We start from the raw sequence: 14217 nt of genomic DNA, 5'->3' as shown, positions 1-14217 counted from the left end.
AGCCTACGATGCGGCTCAGCGACGACCGAGTACCACGTCGGCGAACGACGGACTGAACCGCCGCGCAACGTAGCTGACCGCCTCGTCGACACCGAGCGCGCGCGTCGAGTTGCCCACCCGCACCCACAGTTCCGTCGAACCGCCCTGCGTCAGGAAGACGGGCTCGGCGGCGCGCGGGCATCGCACGGCGCAGACCGTGACGCCGTCGAGATCGGCGAAACGGATCTTCGGGAGCGCGGCGGCGTTCTTGCCGATCGAGGTGGCGAGCAGGTCACGCAGCCAGAGCTCGAAGCGGTCGGCATCGGGCGTCCGCAGCGTCGAGAAGTCCCGATCGAGTCCGACGGCGCGGCCGGCGTCATCGACGCCGATCACGAGCGTGCCGCCCGCGCTGTTGAGGAACGCGGCGACCGTCTTCGCGACGACCTGCTCCATCCGCGCGTCCTTCTTGTCGTCGCGCACGTTCCAGCGCGCCGTCTCCTTGAACTCCACGCGGTCGCTCTCGCCCGCCGCGACGAGCGCCGCGACGTCGATCGCCGCATCGCGGCGGGCGAGAGCGAAGACGGATGCCACGAGGAACGACAGCGCGATGCTGGTGCCCGCCGCGATCAGCAGCGACACCGGCATCCACAGGCGGAGGCCGAGCCTCTCAGCGCAGCGCGCCGACGGAGGCCAGCGCCTGGCGCACGAGGGTCGAACGGCCACCCTCCATCTCGGCCGCGAGCGTGTCGGAGGCCGCCTCCTCGGGGCTCATCCAGGTGACCTCGAGCGCGTCCTGACGCGGTTCGCACGTGCCCGTAACGGGAACGACGAAGGCGAGCGAGACGGCGTGCTGGCGGTCGTCGTGGAACGCCGTGAGCCCCGGCATCGGGAAGTACTCGGCGACCGTGAAGGGAACCGGCTGCGGCGGCAGCAGCGGAAAGGCCATCGGACCGAGGTCGTTTTCGAGGTGGCGGAAGAGGGCGTCGCGCACCGTCTCGCCGTAGCGTACGCGCCCCGACACGATCGATCGGGTGATCTCGCCGAGCGGGGTCGCGCGCAGAAGCACACCGACCTGCGTCACCTGACCCATGCCGTCGGTGCGGACCGGCACGGCTTCGACATACAGGATCGGCAGACGACGCCGCGCCTCCGCCAGTTCGACATCGCTGAGCCAGCCGGGATTCGCGGCGTTGCGCGGAGCCGGGGATGAGAACGACCCGTCGCCGAGCGGATTCCCTCGGCGCGCACCGTCGTCGTCACGGTCGGCGGGATCGGGGTCGGGGGTGCGGACGGCCATGCCTCATGTATACCCGGTCGCCCCGGATCCCGTCGCGGCGACCCCAGTGTCGGCGGCGGCGGTGTCGGCGGCGGATGCCAGGATGAAGCGCATGAGCGAGATTCCCGCCCTCGACGACGACGCTGTGCTGTGGTCGGTGCCGCCCGACGAGCGCACCGCGGCCCTGCGCGACCGACCGCTCCTCGTGCTCCTCCACGGCTACGGGTCGCACGAGGGCGACCTGTTCGGCCTGGTGCCGTACCTGCCGCCGGAGTTCGTGGTCGCGGCGGTGCGCGCGCCGCTCACCCCTCCCTTCCCGGCGCCCGGATGGTCGTGGTTCCCGATCGAGGGCGTCGAGGCGTCGGGGCAGGATGCCGGGGGCGCCGTCACCGCGGCATCCGAAGGCCTTCTGGACTGGCTCGCGCGAGTCGCGCCCGACGCCGAGTCGGTCGGGCTCCTGGGCTTCTCTCAAGGCGGCGCGATCGCGCTGCAGACGCTGCGCCTCGCGCCCGAGCGCATCGCGTTCGCCGTCGTGCTCGCGGGATTCGTGGCCGACGGCGAGCTGCCGACGGATGCCGCCCTCGCGGCCGCACGACCCCCCGTGTTCTGGGGGCGCGGCGCCCGAGACGAGGTCATCCCTGCCGCACGCGTCGCTCGCACGACCGAGTGGCTGCCGAGATTCGTCGAGCTGAGCGGGCGGGTGTACCCGGGACTGACGCACAGCGTCTCGGAGGAGGAGCTCGGCGATGTCCGCGCATTCCTGCAGAAGCGCCTCGATGACCTGGCGAGCTGACGCGCGACATGGACTCCCTGGCATCCCTCAGCCGGTCGCGTTACAGTTGGCAGGTCCCCGTCCCGAGCGTGAGGAAGAGCCGTTGAAGCGTATCGACGCCGCGCAGTGACCCCGCGCTGATCGTCGACCCTCCGCTCTTTCCGACCGGATCATCGACGTGTCCGCGCATCCCTCCGCGCTGACCGTCGACCTTCCGCCTCCTCCGGGTGCGTGCCCATGCACGTCCGCTCGCATCGCCGAGGCACCGGTGTCCGCCGCGTCTGCGCTTTCGCGATTCGGAAGGACACCATGCCCACCACTCATTCCCCCTCCCCCGCGGTCGCCATCGACCGAGTGACCTTCACCTGGCCGGACGGCACGACGGCGCTGCACGACGTCTCCGGCGCGTTCGGCGCGGGACGCACCGGCCTCGTCGGACGCAACGGATCCGGCAAGTCGACGCTGCTCGCTCTCGTCGCGGGCGCTCTTGCGCCGGCATCCGGGACGATTTCGACGACCGGCACCGTCGATCTGCTGCCGCAACGACTGACGCTTCACACCGACCGTCGCGTCGCGGATGTTCTCGGCGTGGCCGCGCCGCTCGACGCCGTGCGCGCGATCGCGGCGGGCGACGCCTCCCCGCATCTCTTCGACGCCGTCGGCGACGAGTGGGACGTCGAGGCGCGCGCCGCGGCGGCGCTCGACGAGGCCGGCCTGCCACCCGGCATCCTGGACCGTCGCATCGGTCAGCTCTCCGGCGGCGAAGCGGTGCTCGCCGCGCTCGTCGGAGTGCGGCTGCGCGCGGCACCGATCGCGCTGCTCGATGAACCCACCAACAACCTCGATCGCGACGCCCGTGAACGGGTCTACGAGCTCGTGCGCCGCTGGCGCGGCGCGCTCATCGTGGTCAGCCACGACACGACGCTGCTCGACCTCATGGACGACACCGCCGAGCTGTACGGCAGCGCACTGTCGACCTTCGGCGGCCCCTATTCTCAGTGGCGCGAAGCGCTGGACGCCGAGCAGTCGGCCGCCCGCCAGGCCGAGGCGGCGGCGCGCCAGGTGGTGCGACGAGAGAAGCGGGACCGCATCCATCAGGAGCAGGTGCTGTCGACCCGCGCCGCGATCGGGCGCAAGGCCTTCGCGGAGAAGCGCGTGCCGGGGATCATCGCAGGGGCGCGGAAGCGCGCCGCGCAGGAGTCGGCCGGCCGGTTGCGCATCGAGGCGGCGGGCAAGGAGGCGCGGGCACGGTCGGCGCTGGATGCCGCGGAACGGCGTGTGCGCGACGACGACAGCGTGCGCATCGATCTGCCCGATCCCGGCGTCGGGGCCGGGCGCCGGCTCGCGACCCTGCACGACGGCGATCGGTCGTGGGTCGTGCAGGGACCGGAGCGCATCGCGCTCATCGGGCCGAACGGGGCGGGCAAGACGACGCTCGTGCGGCGGCTGATCGGAACGGCGCGACAAAACTCCGGTGATCCGGCGCCCGAGCGACCGTCATGGGCCGATTCGAGCGTTATCGCGGCAGATCGCCGGAGTTTCGTCGATGCCGCCGCGCACACCGACCGCGTCGGGTACCTCTCGCAGCGCGTCGACGGCCTCGACGACGGGGCATCCCCGCTCGAGAACCTGCGCCGGGCAGCGCCGAGCGTCGGCGACGTCGAGCTCCGGAATCGGCTCGCCCGGTTCCTCCTGCGCGGCGACACGGTGCTGCGGCCCGCGGCGGCGCTGTCGGGCGGCGAGCGGTTCCGCCTGGCACTCGCGTGCGTGCTGATGGCCGATCCCCCGCCGCACCTGCTCGTGCTCGACGAGCCGACCAACAACCTCGATCTCGACACCGTGGACCAGCTCGTCGACGCCCTCGGCGCCTACCGCGGCGGCGTGCTCGTGGTGAGTCACGACGACGCGTTCCTGGCGCGCCTGGAGCCGAGCCTCGTACTCGAGCTGCGGGACGGGCGGCTGGCCGAGACACGGCTCGACGGGGCGGAGCGCGCGGTGTGAGCCTTCCTCCCTGGCATCGAGCGCTTCCCGACGTGCTCTGACTGACGGCGCTGTCGGCGAACACCTGCGCCGATGTCGGAGGCTCGCGCCAAGATGGACGGATGGGCGACGTGCTCGAGCGATTCGGTCCTGCGACGCAGGACTGGTTCCGTGGCGCCTTCGCCGAGCCCACCCCGGCCCAAGCGGGGGCCTGGGAGGCGATCTCGCACGGCAAGCACGCGCTCGTGGTCGCGCCGACCGGGTCGGGCAAGACACTGTCGGCGTTCCTGTGGGCGATCGACCGCGTGTTCCGCGAGAAGGCGGTCGCCGCTCCCGCCGCGGCCGATGCGGCAGCCGGCGCGAACCCGGGTGCGAGGTCGGGCACGAAGCCGAAGAGACAGAAGGCGGATGCCCCGACCACCCGCATCCTCTACGTGTCGCCCCTCAAGGCGCTCGGCGTCGACGTCGAGCGGAATCTGCGCTCCCCGCTCGTCGGCATCGGGCAGTCGGCGCGCCGCCTCGGCATCCCGGTGCCCGAGGTGACGGTCGGCGTGCGCTCGGGAGACACGACGTCGGCCGACCGCCGCAAACTCGTCGCCGATCCGCCCGACATCCTCATCACGACGCCCGAGTCGCTCTACCTGATGCTGACGTCGCAGGCATCCGAGACGCTGCGAGGCGTGCATACCGTCATCGTCGACGAGGTGCACGCGGTCGCGGCCACCAAGCGCGGCGCGCATCTCGCCGTGAGTCTCGAGCGGCTCGACACTCTCCTCGAGTCCCCCGCGCAGCGCATCGGGCTGTCGGCGACGGTGCGGCCGATCGACGAGGTCGCACGATTCCTCGGCGGGTCAGCGCCGGTCGAGGTCGTCGCTCCACGCGCGTCGAAGACGTTCGATCTGCGCGTCGTCGTCCCGCTCGAAGACATGCTGAACCCGCCCCCGCCGCCGCCGGCGGCGGCCGAGACAGCGGGCGACGGCGAGACCGCGGAGGATGCCGGCGACGGCGATTGGTTCGCCGCGCCCTCGCAGCCGTCAGAAGTGACGGGCTCGGTGTGGCCGCACGTCGAGGAGGCGATCGTCGATCGCGTGCTCGCGCACCGCTCCACGATCGTCTTCGCGAACTCGCGCCGGCTCGCCGAGCGGCTGACCGGGCGGCTCAACGAGATCTACGCCGAGCGTCTCGGTGTGGAGGTGCCGACCCCAGCGATCCCCGCCGCGACGATGGCGCAGGCGGGTTCGTCGGCGGGAGTGGAGCCGGTCCTCGCCAAAGCGCACCACGGCTCGGTGTCGAAGGAGCAGCGCGCTCAGGTCGAGGACGAGCTGAAGAGTGGCACGCTGCGCTGCGTCGTCGCGACGAGCTCGCTCGAGCTCGGCATCGATATGGGCGCGGTGGACCTCGTCATCCAGGTCGAGGCGCCGCCCTCCGCGGCATCCGGCCTGCAGCGCGTCGGCCGCGCGGGTCACCAGGTCGGAGAGATCAGTCGCGCGGCCCTGTTCCCCAAGCATCGCGGCGACGTGCTGCACACGGCCGTCGTGACCGAGCGCATGCTCGCGGGGCAGATCGAGGCGATCTCGGTGCCCGCGAATCCGCTCGACATCCTCGCGCAGCAGACGATCGCGGCCTGCGCCACGGGCACGATCGATGTGGAGGACTGGTTCGAGACGGTCAAGCGTTCGGCGCCGTTTCGCACCCTGCCGCGCTCAGCGTACGAGGCGACGCTCGATCTGCTCGCCGGGAAGTACCCCTCAGACGAATTCGCGGAGCTCCGGCCGAGGGTCGTCTGGGACCGCGATCACGGCACTCTCACGGGGCGCCCCGGCGCGCAGCGGGTCGCCGTGACGAGCGGCGGGACGATCCCCGATCGCGGCCTGTTCGGCGTCTTCGTCGCCGGTGAGACGCGGAACGCGCGCGTCGGCGAGCTCGACGAGGAGATGGTGTACGAGTCGCGCGTCAACGACGTCTTCACACTGGGCACGACGAGCTGGCGGATCGTCGAGATCACCCACGACCGCGTCAATGTGCTCCCGGCCTTCGGGCAGCCCGGCAAGCTGCCGTTCTGGCACGGCGACGGCCTCGGCCGGCCGGCCGAGCTCGGCGAGGCACTGGGTGCGTTCTCGCGCGAGGTCGCGGCATCCTCCGCTGAGAAGGCGACCGCGCGGTTGCGCGAGTCGGGTCTCGACGACAATGCGATCGGGAATCTCCTCGCGTACCTCGCCGAGCAGAAGGAGGCCACCGGCACGTTGCCGACCGATCGCACGCTGACCGTCGAGCGCTCGCGCGACGAGGTCGGCGACTGGCGGATCATCTTGCATTCCCCGTACGGCATGCACGTGCACGGACCGTGGGCGCTGGCGGTCAACGCGCGCATCCGCGAGCGGCTCGGCGTCGACGGGTCAGCGGTCGCGAGCGACGACGGCATCATCGTGCGAGTGCCGGATGCCGAGAGCGAGCCCCCCGGCGCGGAGCTCTTCGTGTTCGACGCGGACGAGCTCGAGCAGCTCGTCACGGACGAGGTCGGCGGGTCGGCCCTGTTCGCGTCTCGCTTCCGCGAGTGCGCAGCGCGCGCGCTGCTGCTGCCGCGCCTGAACCCCAACAAGCGGTCGCCGCTGTGGCAGCAGCGGCAGAAGTCGGCGCAGCTGCTCGAAGTGGCGAAGAACCATCCGACGTTCCCGATCATCCTCGAGACCCTGCGCGAAGTGCTGCAAGACGTCTACGACGTGCCGGCGCTGCTGCGCATCGCGCGCTCGATCGCCGACCGACGCATCCGCCTCGTCGAGACGACGACGAGTCAGCCGTCACCCTTCGCGCGCGACCTGCTGTTCGGATATGTCGGCGCGTTCATGTACGAGGGCGATTCCCCGCTGGCCGAGCGCCGCGCGGCCGCCCTGTCGGTCGACCCGGCACTGCTGAGCGAGCTGCTCGGCAAGGTCGAGATGCGAGAGCTCCTCGACCCCGCCGTCATCGCGCAGTTCGAAGCCGAGGCGCAGCGTCTCGCCCCCGACCGACGGGTGCGCGGCGTCGAGGGGGTCGCGGACCTGCTGCGCCTGCTCGGCCCGTTGAGCGCCGATGAGGTCGCGCTGCGGCTCGAGGGCGCGCCCGGCCCCGAGGGGGCGCCCGGCTCTGACGCCGCCCCCGGAGCGCCGGCCGACCGCGCCACGGCGGCGACACTGCTCGACGAGCTCGTGACGGCGCGCCGGGCGATCGGCGTGACGATCGCGGGCGAGAGCCGCACCGCGCAGATCGAGGACGCGGGGCGCCTGCGCGACGCCCTCGGGATCGCGTTGCCCGTTGGCATCCCGGTCGCGTTCCTCGAACCCGTCGTCGACCCGCTCGCCGACCTCGTCGCCCGCCACGCGCGCACGCACGGCCCTTTCCGCACGTCGGACGTCGCCAGCCGTCTGGGAATCGGCGCGGCCGTCGCGCGGCAGACGCTGCAACGGCTGGAGTCGCAGGGGCGTATCGCGAGCGGATTCTTCCTGCCCGCCGAGACATCGCGCGGCGGTTCCGAGACGGGCGACCTGGAGTGGTGCGACAGCGAGGTGCTGCGCCGCCTGCGTCTGCGCTCGCTCGCCGCGATCCGCGGAACGGTCGAGCCGGTCACGCCCGAGGCATTCGCCCGGTTCCTGCCGTCGTGGCAGCACATAGCCGGATCGGTCGGCGGCCGGCCCCTCGAGGGAATCGACGGTGTGCTGGCGACGATCGAACAGCTCGCCGGCGTCCCGCTTCCGGCGAGTGCGTGGGAGTCGCTCATCCTGCCCTCGCGCGTCACCGACTACGCACCCGCGATGCTCGACGAGCTCACCGCGACAGGCGAGGTGGTCTGGTCGGGGCACGGATCGCTGCCCGGACGCGACGGATGGATCGCCCTGCACCCCGCCGACGCGCTCCCTCTCACTCTCGCGCCGAGGGACGAGGGGGCGGAGCCCGACGCGTTCGAGCAGCAGCTCCTCGCCGCGCTCGCGACGGGCGGGGCCTACTTCGCCGCGCAACTCGTCGCGATGACGGGAGCGACGAGCGAACAGGCCGTCATCGACGCCCTCTGGAACCTCACCTGGACGGGACGCGTCACGAACGACACGTTCGCTCCCGTGCGGGCCCTCCTCGGCGGCGGGTCGCAGGCGCACCGCGCCGTGCGGCGGACGCCACGAGCACGGATGTTCCGCGGCGTGCCGCTGCAGGCCGTGCAGGCCGTGCGGGGTGCGGCGGCGCCGGCCCGGCCGCCGCTCGTGGGGGGACGCTGGTCGCTGCTCCCCGACCCGAGCGCCGACGGCGCCGTGCGCGCCACCGCAGCGGCGAGCATGCTGCTCGAGCGCTACGGCGTCGTGACGCGCGGCAGTGTGCAGGCCGAGGGCGTCCCGGGCGGTTTCGCGCAGGCGTACCGGATCCTGGCGGGGTTCGAGGATGCCGGTCACACGCGCCGCGGTTACTTCATCGAGCGGCTCGGTGCGGCGCAGTTCGCGGCATCCTCCACCGTCGACCGCCTGCGGACGTTCGCCGCCCTCGCCGATCCGGCGCCGCTCCACGCGCTCACCCTCGCCGCGACCGACCCGGCCAACCCGTACGGCGCGGCGCTCGGATGGCCGGCGCTCGATGGCGTCGCCCATCGCCCCGGTCGCAAAGCCGGGGGCCTCGTCGTGCTCGTCGACGGCGCACTCGTGCTGTACCTCGAGCGCGGCGGCCGGTCGGCGCTCGCCTTCTCGGAGGATGACGCCGTGCTCGCCGCGGCCGCGCGCAGCCTCGTCGACACGGCACGCGCGCGACGGTTGGACACGCTCACGGTGGAACAGGTGTCGGGTGCGTTCGTCTACGGCACACCCGCGGGGCGGGCCCTGCTGGCGGCGGGTTTCGTCGAGTCGAGTCGCGGTCTGACCCTGCGGCGCGCACGATGACGGATTCGGATGCCTGAGACCTCCCATGCCTGAGACCTCCTATGCCTGAGACCTCCTATGCCTGAGGGTGACACCGTCTTCCGCACCGCGCGGCGCCTGCACGAGGCGCTCGCCGGTCAGGAGGTGACGCGCTTCGACCTGCGCGTTCCGCGCCACGCGACAGCGGATCTCACCGGCGAGGTCGTCCACGACGTGACGCCCCGCGGCAAGCACCTCCTCATGCGCATCGGCGAGATGACGCTGCATTCGCACCTCAAGATGGAGGGGCGCTGGCTCGTCTTCCGCCCGGGCGAGCGGTGGCGGTCACCCGCGTTCCAGGCGCGTGCGATCGTCGGCACGCCGCGCGCGACAGCCGTGGGGTTCGAGATCGCGATGGTCGATCTCGTGCCGACATCGAGCGAAGACGACCTCGTCGGCCACCTCGGCCCCGATCTGCTCGGGCCGGACTGGGACCCGGATGCCGCGGCGCGAAACCTCGGCGCCGACACACGTCCCGTCCACGTTGCGCTGCTGGACCAGCGCAACCTCGCCGGGCTCGGGAACGAGTACGCGAACGAGCTGCTCTTCGTTCGCGGCATCCTGCCGACACGCCCCGCGAACGACCTGGACGGTGCGCACATCGTCGGCCTCATCGACACCGCCGCACGCATGATCCGCGCGAACCGCGACCGCTCCGGGCGCACGTTCACGGGCGACACGCGCCCCGGCCAGCAGGACTGGGTGTACCGCCGCGGCGGCAAGCCGTGCCGTCGGTGCGGCACGCTCATCCAGCGCGGCGACCTCGGAGCCACCGAGACGAGCGAGCGGATAGTGTTCTGGTGCCCCGTCTGTCAGACGTGAGGCGCAGGCTCCCGCTCAGTGCCCCAGGTACCGCCCTGGGCGGTGGTTGAGCGCGAGCACGAGGTTGAGCAGTACGGCTCCCACCGCGCTCATGAGCACGTTCGTGCACGGCACGACGAGGAGGGCCGAGAGGACGATCAGGACGTCGAAGATCATCATCGTCCACCCGGCGCGGAAGCCCGTGCGGTCCTGGATCTCGAGGCCGATGATGTTGATGCCGCCGACGCTCGCGCGGTGGCGGAAGAGGATCAGCACGCCCACGCCGGCGAGGAGATTGCCCGCGAGGGTGCCGTACCACGGTTCGATCCACCCGACGGGGAAGAGCGCGTCGTGGACGAGTGCCCAGCCCGACACCGCACCGATGCAGATGAGGGTGCGCACCGTGAAGTCCCAGCCTCGCCGCCACACCGCGAGCAGGGCGAACGGTGCATTGATCACGAGGAACAGCAGCCAGAACGGCCACGCCGTCGCGTAGCCGAGAAGGAGCGAGAGACCCGCCGTACCGCCCGTGACGGCGTGTGCCGCGTGCAGCAGGTGGAGGCCCAGCGACACGAGGAACGTCCCGGTCAGAAGCCCCAGGGCGTCCTCGACGATCCCGTGCTCCTGCGTCTTCTCCTCGAAGACCAGCGAGGGGCCGGTCGTCGGGTCGGGTTCGGGTGCGGTCACGGCATCCATTCTCCCCGGCCGCGTGCGCGGGAATGAATCCCCGCGACCGCCGGTTGCACCCGTCGAGGAGGACTCGTGGGCAAGAACTACGTCGACATCGAAGACGATCAGGGAAAGACGCTGCGCTACCGCAAGCACGTCAACGGTCGCGGCCTCATCGCGAACGGCGCCAAGGTGCACGCGACCGCTCTCGTCGAGGCGGGAGCGTACGTGGAACCGGGTGTGCAGATCGCGGAGGGCGCGCACATCGGCCGCGGAGCGTGGATCGAACCGGATGCCGTCATCGGCCGCGGTGCCGAGATCGCCCCGCACGCCCACATCGGTTCGGGCGCGGCGATCGGCTCGAAGGCCAAGATCGGCGTGCGCACCGTCATCGGCGCGCACGCGCGTGTCGCGGGCGGTTCGCTCATCGGCGACGACGAGCAGATCGCCGACGGCGAGACCGTCGCCACCGACCGCCGCGGGCTGCGCCTGGCGGCCTGAGTCTGCACGTCCCGGACTACGCTGGCTGCATGGCGGGACGCAGATCAGCGGGGAGACCCGGACCTCGCCGAGCGGGCGCCTCGGGATCGAGTGCGCGCACGTCAAAGCCGGCGCCGTCGGCGAAGAAGTCCCCGACGCGCGCCACGCCGCCAGCGTCCGCCCGCACCGCTTCCGCACCGCTCGTGCTGCCGCCCGGACCGTTCCGGCTCGGCGCGATCGAGGGCGCAACGCCCGGAAAATGGATCGACGTCTGGAAGAGCCGCTACGGGCAGATCCCCCTCGAGCTCGTTCCGCTCGGGATCGGCGATCAGCGCGGAGCGGTGTCCTCGGCATCCGTCGACGCCGCGCTCGTGCGGCTGCCGATCGACCGCACGGGACTGCACGTGATCACCCTCTACGACGAGGTGCCGGTCGTCGTGTGCAGCGCCGACTCGCACCTCACGGCCGCCGAGGAGTTGACCCTCGCCGATCTCGCCGGCGAAGTCGTGATCACGCCCACTCACGCGCCGATCGCGGTCACCGTCCGTGGCGCCGAGCCGCCGCGGTTCGCGCCACCCTCGACGGTCGAAGAGGCCATCGCGACGGCGGTGACGGGGGTGGGCGTCGTCATCGTGCCGATGTCGCTCGCCCGCCTGCACCACCGGAAGGATGCCGCGCACCGCCCGCTCACCGACGGACCGCACTCGACCGTCGCCCTCGTGTGGCGCGACGACGGCCCGACCCCGCCCCTTGTGGACGCCTTCATCGGGATCGTTCGCGGGCGCACCGCGAACTCGTCGCGCTGAAGGGATCCGTCGCGCTGAAGGAACTTCGCGCGGAAGCCTAGACTCGCCCCATGACATCGCTCGTGTATCTGTGCGCGCGCCCGCAGGAGGGCGCCGCGGCCGCCGAGTACGAGTCGTTCCGCACGGCGATGCGCCTCGGCGAGGACGAGCTGGAGCGCTGGGACCTCGTGCGCGAGACTCTTCCTTCGGACTTCACCGCGCGCTGGCGCGGTGCCGTCGTCGGCGGCAGCCCCTTCAACGTCACCGACCCCGAAGACACCAAGACGGACGCGCAGCGTGGGCTCGAAGCCTCCCTCGCCCGCCTCGCCGACGAAGCGGCGTCCGGCCGCATCGCCGCGCTCTTCACCTGCTACGGCATCGGCGTCGCGACGCGCACGCTCGGCGGCGAGGTGACACGCGCCTACCCCGAAGACACTGGTCCGACGCCCGTCGCACTGACGGACGACGGCCGCGCCGACCCGCTGTTCGGTGCGCTCGCGCACCGGTTCACCGCCCTCACCGCCCACAAGGAGGGCACCGCGACCCTGCCCCCGGGCGCGGTGCTGCTCGCTGAGAACGAGGGATGCCCCGTGCAGGCCTACCGCGTCGGCGATCGGCTCTACGCGACGCAGTTCCACCCCGAGCCCACGGGCCACGCCTTCACGGAGCGCATGGCCGTGTATCGCGACGACGGCTATTTCGACGCGCGCGACTATGACCGCATCGCCGCCCGCGTACTCGCCGCGTCGCTGTCGGAACCCCCGCGCATCCTGCGCGCCTTCGCCACCGCGTTCTGACCCGCGGCGTCGGGGGTCTATGCCGGAGGACCGACGACCGCCGCCGCGTCCGGCGGAAGGACGAGTCCGCCGGGCCCCGCGACCTCCTCGGTCGCGAGCCACACCGTGTCGCCGGACGCGATATCGATGCGCCACGGCTCATCGGAGAGATTGATCCAGACCGTCGCCGCGCCTCGGTGCAGGAGCCACCGTCCCGGTCCCGCCGACTCGGCGGCGTGTCCCGCACGGTGCGAGTCGGTGAGCTCGGCGCGCTCCCGTCGCAGCCGCGCGAGCGACCGGTACAGCGCGAGCAGTCGCGCGTGATCACCTTCCGCCGCTTCTGCCCAGTCGAGCGTGGAGCGCTGGAAGGTCGCGGGGTCGTTCGGGTCGGGGACGACCGACTCGTCCCATCCCATCGCGGCGAACTCGGCCTTGCGGCCCGACCGTACCGCCTCGGCGAGCTCGGGTTCGGGGTGCGACGTGAAGAACTGCCACGGCGTCGAGGCACCCCACTCCTCCCCCATGAAGAGCATGGGGGTGCCCGGCGCGGTCATCGTGAGGACGGCGGCGACAGCGAGCCGGTCGTACGACAGCGACTGGCTGAGCCGGTCGCCCGCGGCGCGGTTGCCGATCTGGTCATGGTCCTGCGCGAACTCGACGAACCGCCACGACGGCACGGCCTCCGGCACGGGCCTTCCCCAGTTCTCGCCGCGGAACGAGGAGTATGTGCCGTCGTGGAAGAAACCTCCCGCCCACGTCTTCGGCAGCGCCGCGGGGTCGGCGAAGTCGGCGTAGTAGCCCGACGTCTCGCCCGTGAGGGCGACGTGTGCGGCGTGATGCCAGTCGTCGACCCATTGCGCGTGGATGCCGTAGCCGCCGGCATCGCGCGCCGTGATCATGATCGGATCGTTCAGGTCGCTCTCGGCGATGAGGGTGAGGGGCCGGCCGAGGTCGGCGGAGAGCGCGTCGACGGCCGCGGAGAGCTCGGCGAGGATGTGCTGGGGCTGATCGCCTGATTCGTGGAGGGCGTGGACGGCGTCGAGGCGCAGCCCGTCGACGTGGTTGTCGCGCAGCCACATGAGGGCGTTCCCCGTGATGTAGTCGCGGACGGCGCGTTCGTCGAGGTTCACGCTGTCGCCCCAGGTGTTGGCGTGCCCCTCCCGCAGATAGGGTCCGAACTCGGGCAGGTAGTTCCCCGACGGCCCGAGGTGGTTGTAGACGACGTCCTGGATGACGGCGAGTCCGGCGGCGTGCGCGGCATCCACGAAGCGCCGGTACGCCTCCGGCCCGCCGTAGTCCTCCTGCACGGTGTACCAGAGCACGCCGTCGTAGCCCCAGTTGTGGGTGCCGTTGAAGCCGTTCACAGGGAGCAACTCGACGTGCGTGACCCCGAGATCGGCGAGGTACGCGAGCTTCGCGGCCGCCGCGTCGAGTGTGCCCTCGGGCGTGAACGTGCCGATGTGCAGTTCGTAGACCAGGCCTCCCTCGAGAGGGCGCCCCGGCCACGAGGCGTCGGTCCAGGGGAAGGATGCCGCGTCATCCCACGCCGAGAGGTCGTGCACGCCGCGCGGCTGCCGCCGCGAGCGGGGATCGGGCCGTGCGGGTGCGTCGGCGCTGTCGCCGAGGACGAACCCGTATTCGGCGCCCGGCGCCAGGGCGACATCGACACGCCACCACCCGGCTTCCGCGCGGGTGAGATCGATGTCGGTCTCACCCGGACGTCGCAGTCGAACCCGCGGCGCACGGGGCGCCCACACCTCGATCGTCATGCGTCCATCCTGCCCGTGCC

The 14217-nt window shown here is 72.0% G+C and carries 11 protein-coding genes; 7 read left to right on the top strand and 4 right to left on the bottom strand.

Going from position 1 to position 14217, the window contains the following annotated elements; genetic code table 11:
* Positions 1-15: 15 nt before the first annotated feature.
* Both WFI52_RS07685 and WFI52_RS07680 read right to left on the bottom strand, forming a co-directional pair.
* The gene (locus tag WFI52_RS07685; protein WP_336626625.1) at positions 16-618 is read right to left on the bottom strand and encodes an AlbA family DNA-binding domain-containing protein; all 603 of its coding nucleotides are present in this window, start codon (positions 616-618) and stop codon (positions 16-18) included.
* A 28-nt stretch (positions 619-646) separates the two neighbouring features.
* Positions 647-1276: an NUDIX hydrolase family protein gene (locus WFI52_RS07680; RefSeq protein WP_336626624.1), complete on the bottom strand. Its 630-nt coding sequence runs from the start codon at positions 1274-1276 to the stop codon at positions 647-649.
* A gap of 91 nt (positions 1277-1367) precedes the next feature.
* On the opposite strand from WFI52_RS07680, the gene WFI52_RS07675 reads away from it, so the two are divergent.
* The 4 genes from WFI52_RS07675 (at position 1368) to WFI52_RS07660 (ending at position 9739) form a co-directional block, all read left to right on the top strand.
* Complete coding sequence (locus WFI52_RS07675) at positions 1368-2048, top strand: alpha/beta hydrolase (RefSeq protein WP_336626623.1); 681 nt, start codon at positions 1368-1370, stop codon at positions 2046-2048.
* Between the two features lie 288 nt (positions 2049-2336).
* On the top strand, positions 2337-4028 hold the full coding sequence (locus WFI52_RS07670) for an ABC-F family ATP-binding cassette domain-containing protein (RefSeq protein ID WP_336626622.1): 1692 nt from the start codon (positions 2337-2339) through the stop codon (positions 4026-4028).
* Between the two features lie 101 nt (positions 4029-4129).
* Complete coding sequence (locus WFI52_RS07665) at positions 4130-8899, top strand: ATP-dependent helicase (protein WP_336626621.1); 4770 nt, start codon at positions 4130-4132, stop codon at positions 8897-8899.
* Positions 8900-8956: 57 nt separating this feature from the next.
* Positions 8957-9739: a DNA-formamidopyrimidine glycosylase family protein gene (locus WFI52_RS07660; RefSeq protein WP_336626620.1), complete on the top strand. Its 783-nt coding sequence runs from the start codon at positions 8957-8959 to the stop codon at positions 9737-9739.
* Positions 9740-9754: 15 nt separating this feature from the next.
* Here the strand turns inward: WFI52_RS07660 and WFI52_RS07655 are convergent, their stop codons facing one another.
* Positions 9755-10414, bottom strand: coding sequence for a YitT family protein (locus WFI52_RS07655; RefSeq protein ID WP_336626619.1), 660 nt, complete (start codon positions 10412-10414; stop codon positions 9755-9757).
* Positions 10415-10480: 66 nt separating this feature from the next.
* On the opposite strand from WFI52_RS07655, the gene WFI52_RS07650 reads away from it, so the two are divergent.
* The 3 genes from WFI52_RS07650 to WFI52_RS07640 all read left to right on the top strand — a co-directional run bounded on the left by WFI52_RS07650 (position 10481) and on the right by WFI52_RS07640 (position 12449).
* Entirely contained in the window at positions 10481-10888 is a 408-nt protein-coding gene (locus tag WFI52_RS07650) for a transferase (RefSeq protein ID WP_336626618.1), read from the top strand.
* A 182-nt stretch (positions 10889-11070) separates the two neighbouring features.
* Positions 11071-11673, top strand: coding sequence for a LysR family transcriptional regulator substrate-binding protein (locus WFI52_RS07645; protein ID WP_336626617.1), 603 nt, complete (start codon positions 11071-11073; stop codon positions 11671-11673).
* Between the two features lie 50 nt (positions 11674-11723).
* Positions 11724-12449: a glutamine amidotransferase-related protein gene (locus WFI52_RS07640; RefSeq protein ID WP_336626616.1), complete on the top strand. Its 726-nt coding sequence runs from the start codon at positions 11724-11726 to the stop codon at positions 12447-12449.
* Between the two features lie 17 nt (positions 12450-12466).
* Here WFI52_RS07640 and treZ read toward each other — a convergent pair whose 3' ends face one another.
* A complete protein-coding gene (treZ, locus tag WFI52_RS07635) occupies positions 12467-14197 on the bottom strand; it encodes a malto-oligosyltrehalose trehalohydrolase (protein WP_336626615.1) in 1731 nt (576 codons plus the stop codon).
* Between the last annotated feature and the right edge of the window lie 20 nt (positions 14198-14217).

Source organism: Microbacterium sp. MMO-20, from assembly GCF_037147735.1.
Taxonomy (GTDB): domain Bacteria; phylum Actinomycetota; class Actinomycetes; order Actinomycetales; family Microbacteriaceae; genus Microbacterium.
The sequence above is the reverse complement of the archived record's forward strand: the minus strand, read 5'-3'. Positions and strand labels throughout refer to the sequence as shown.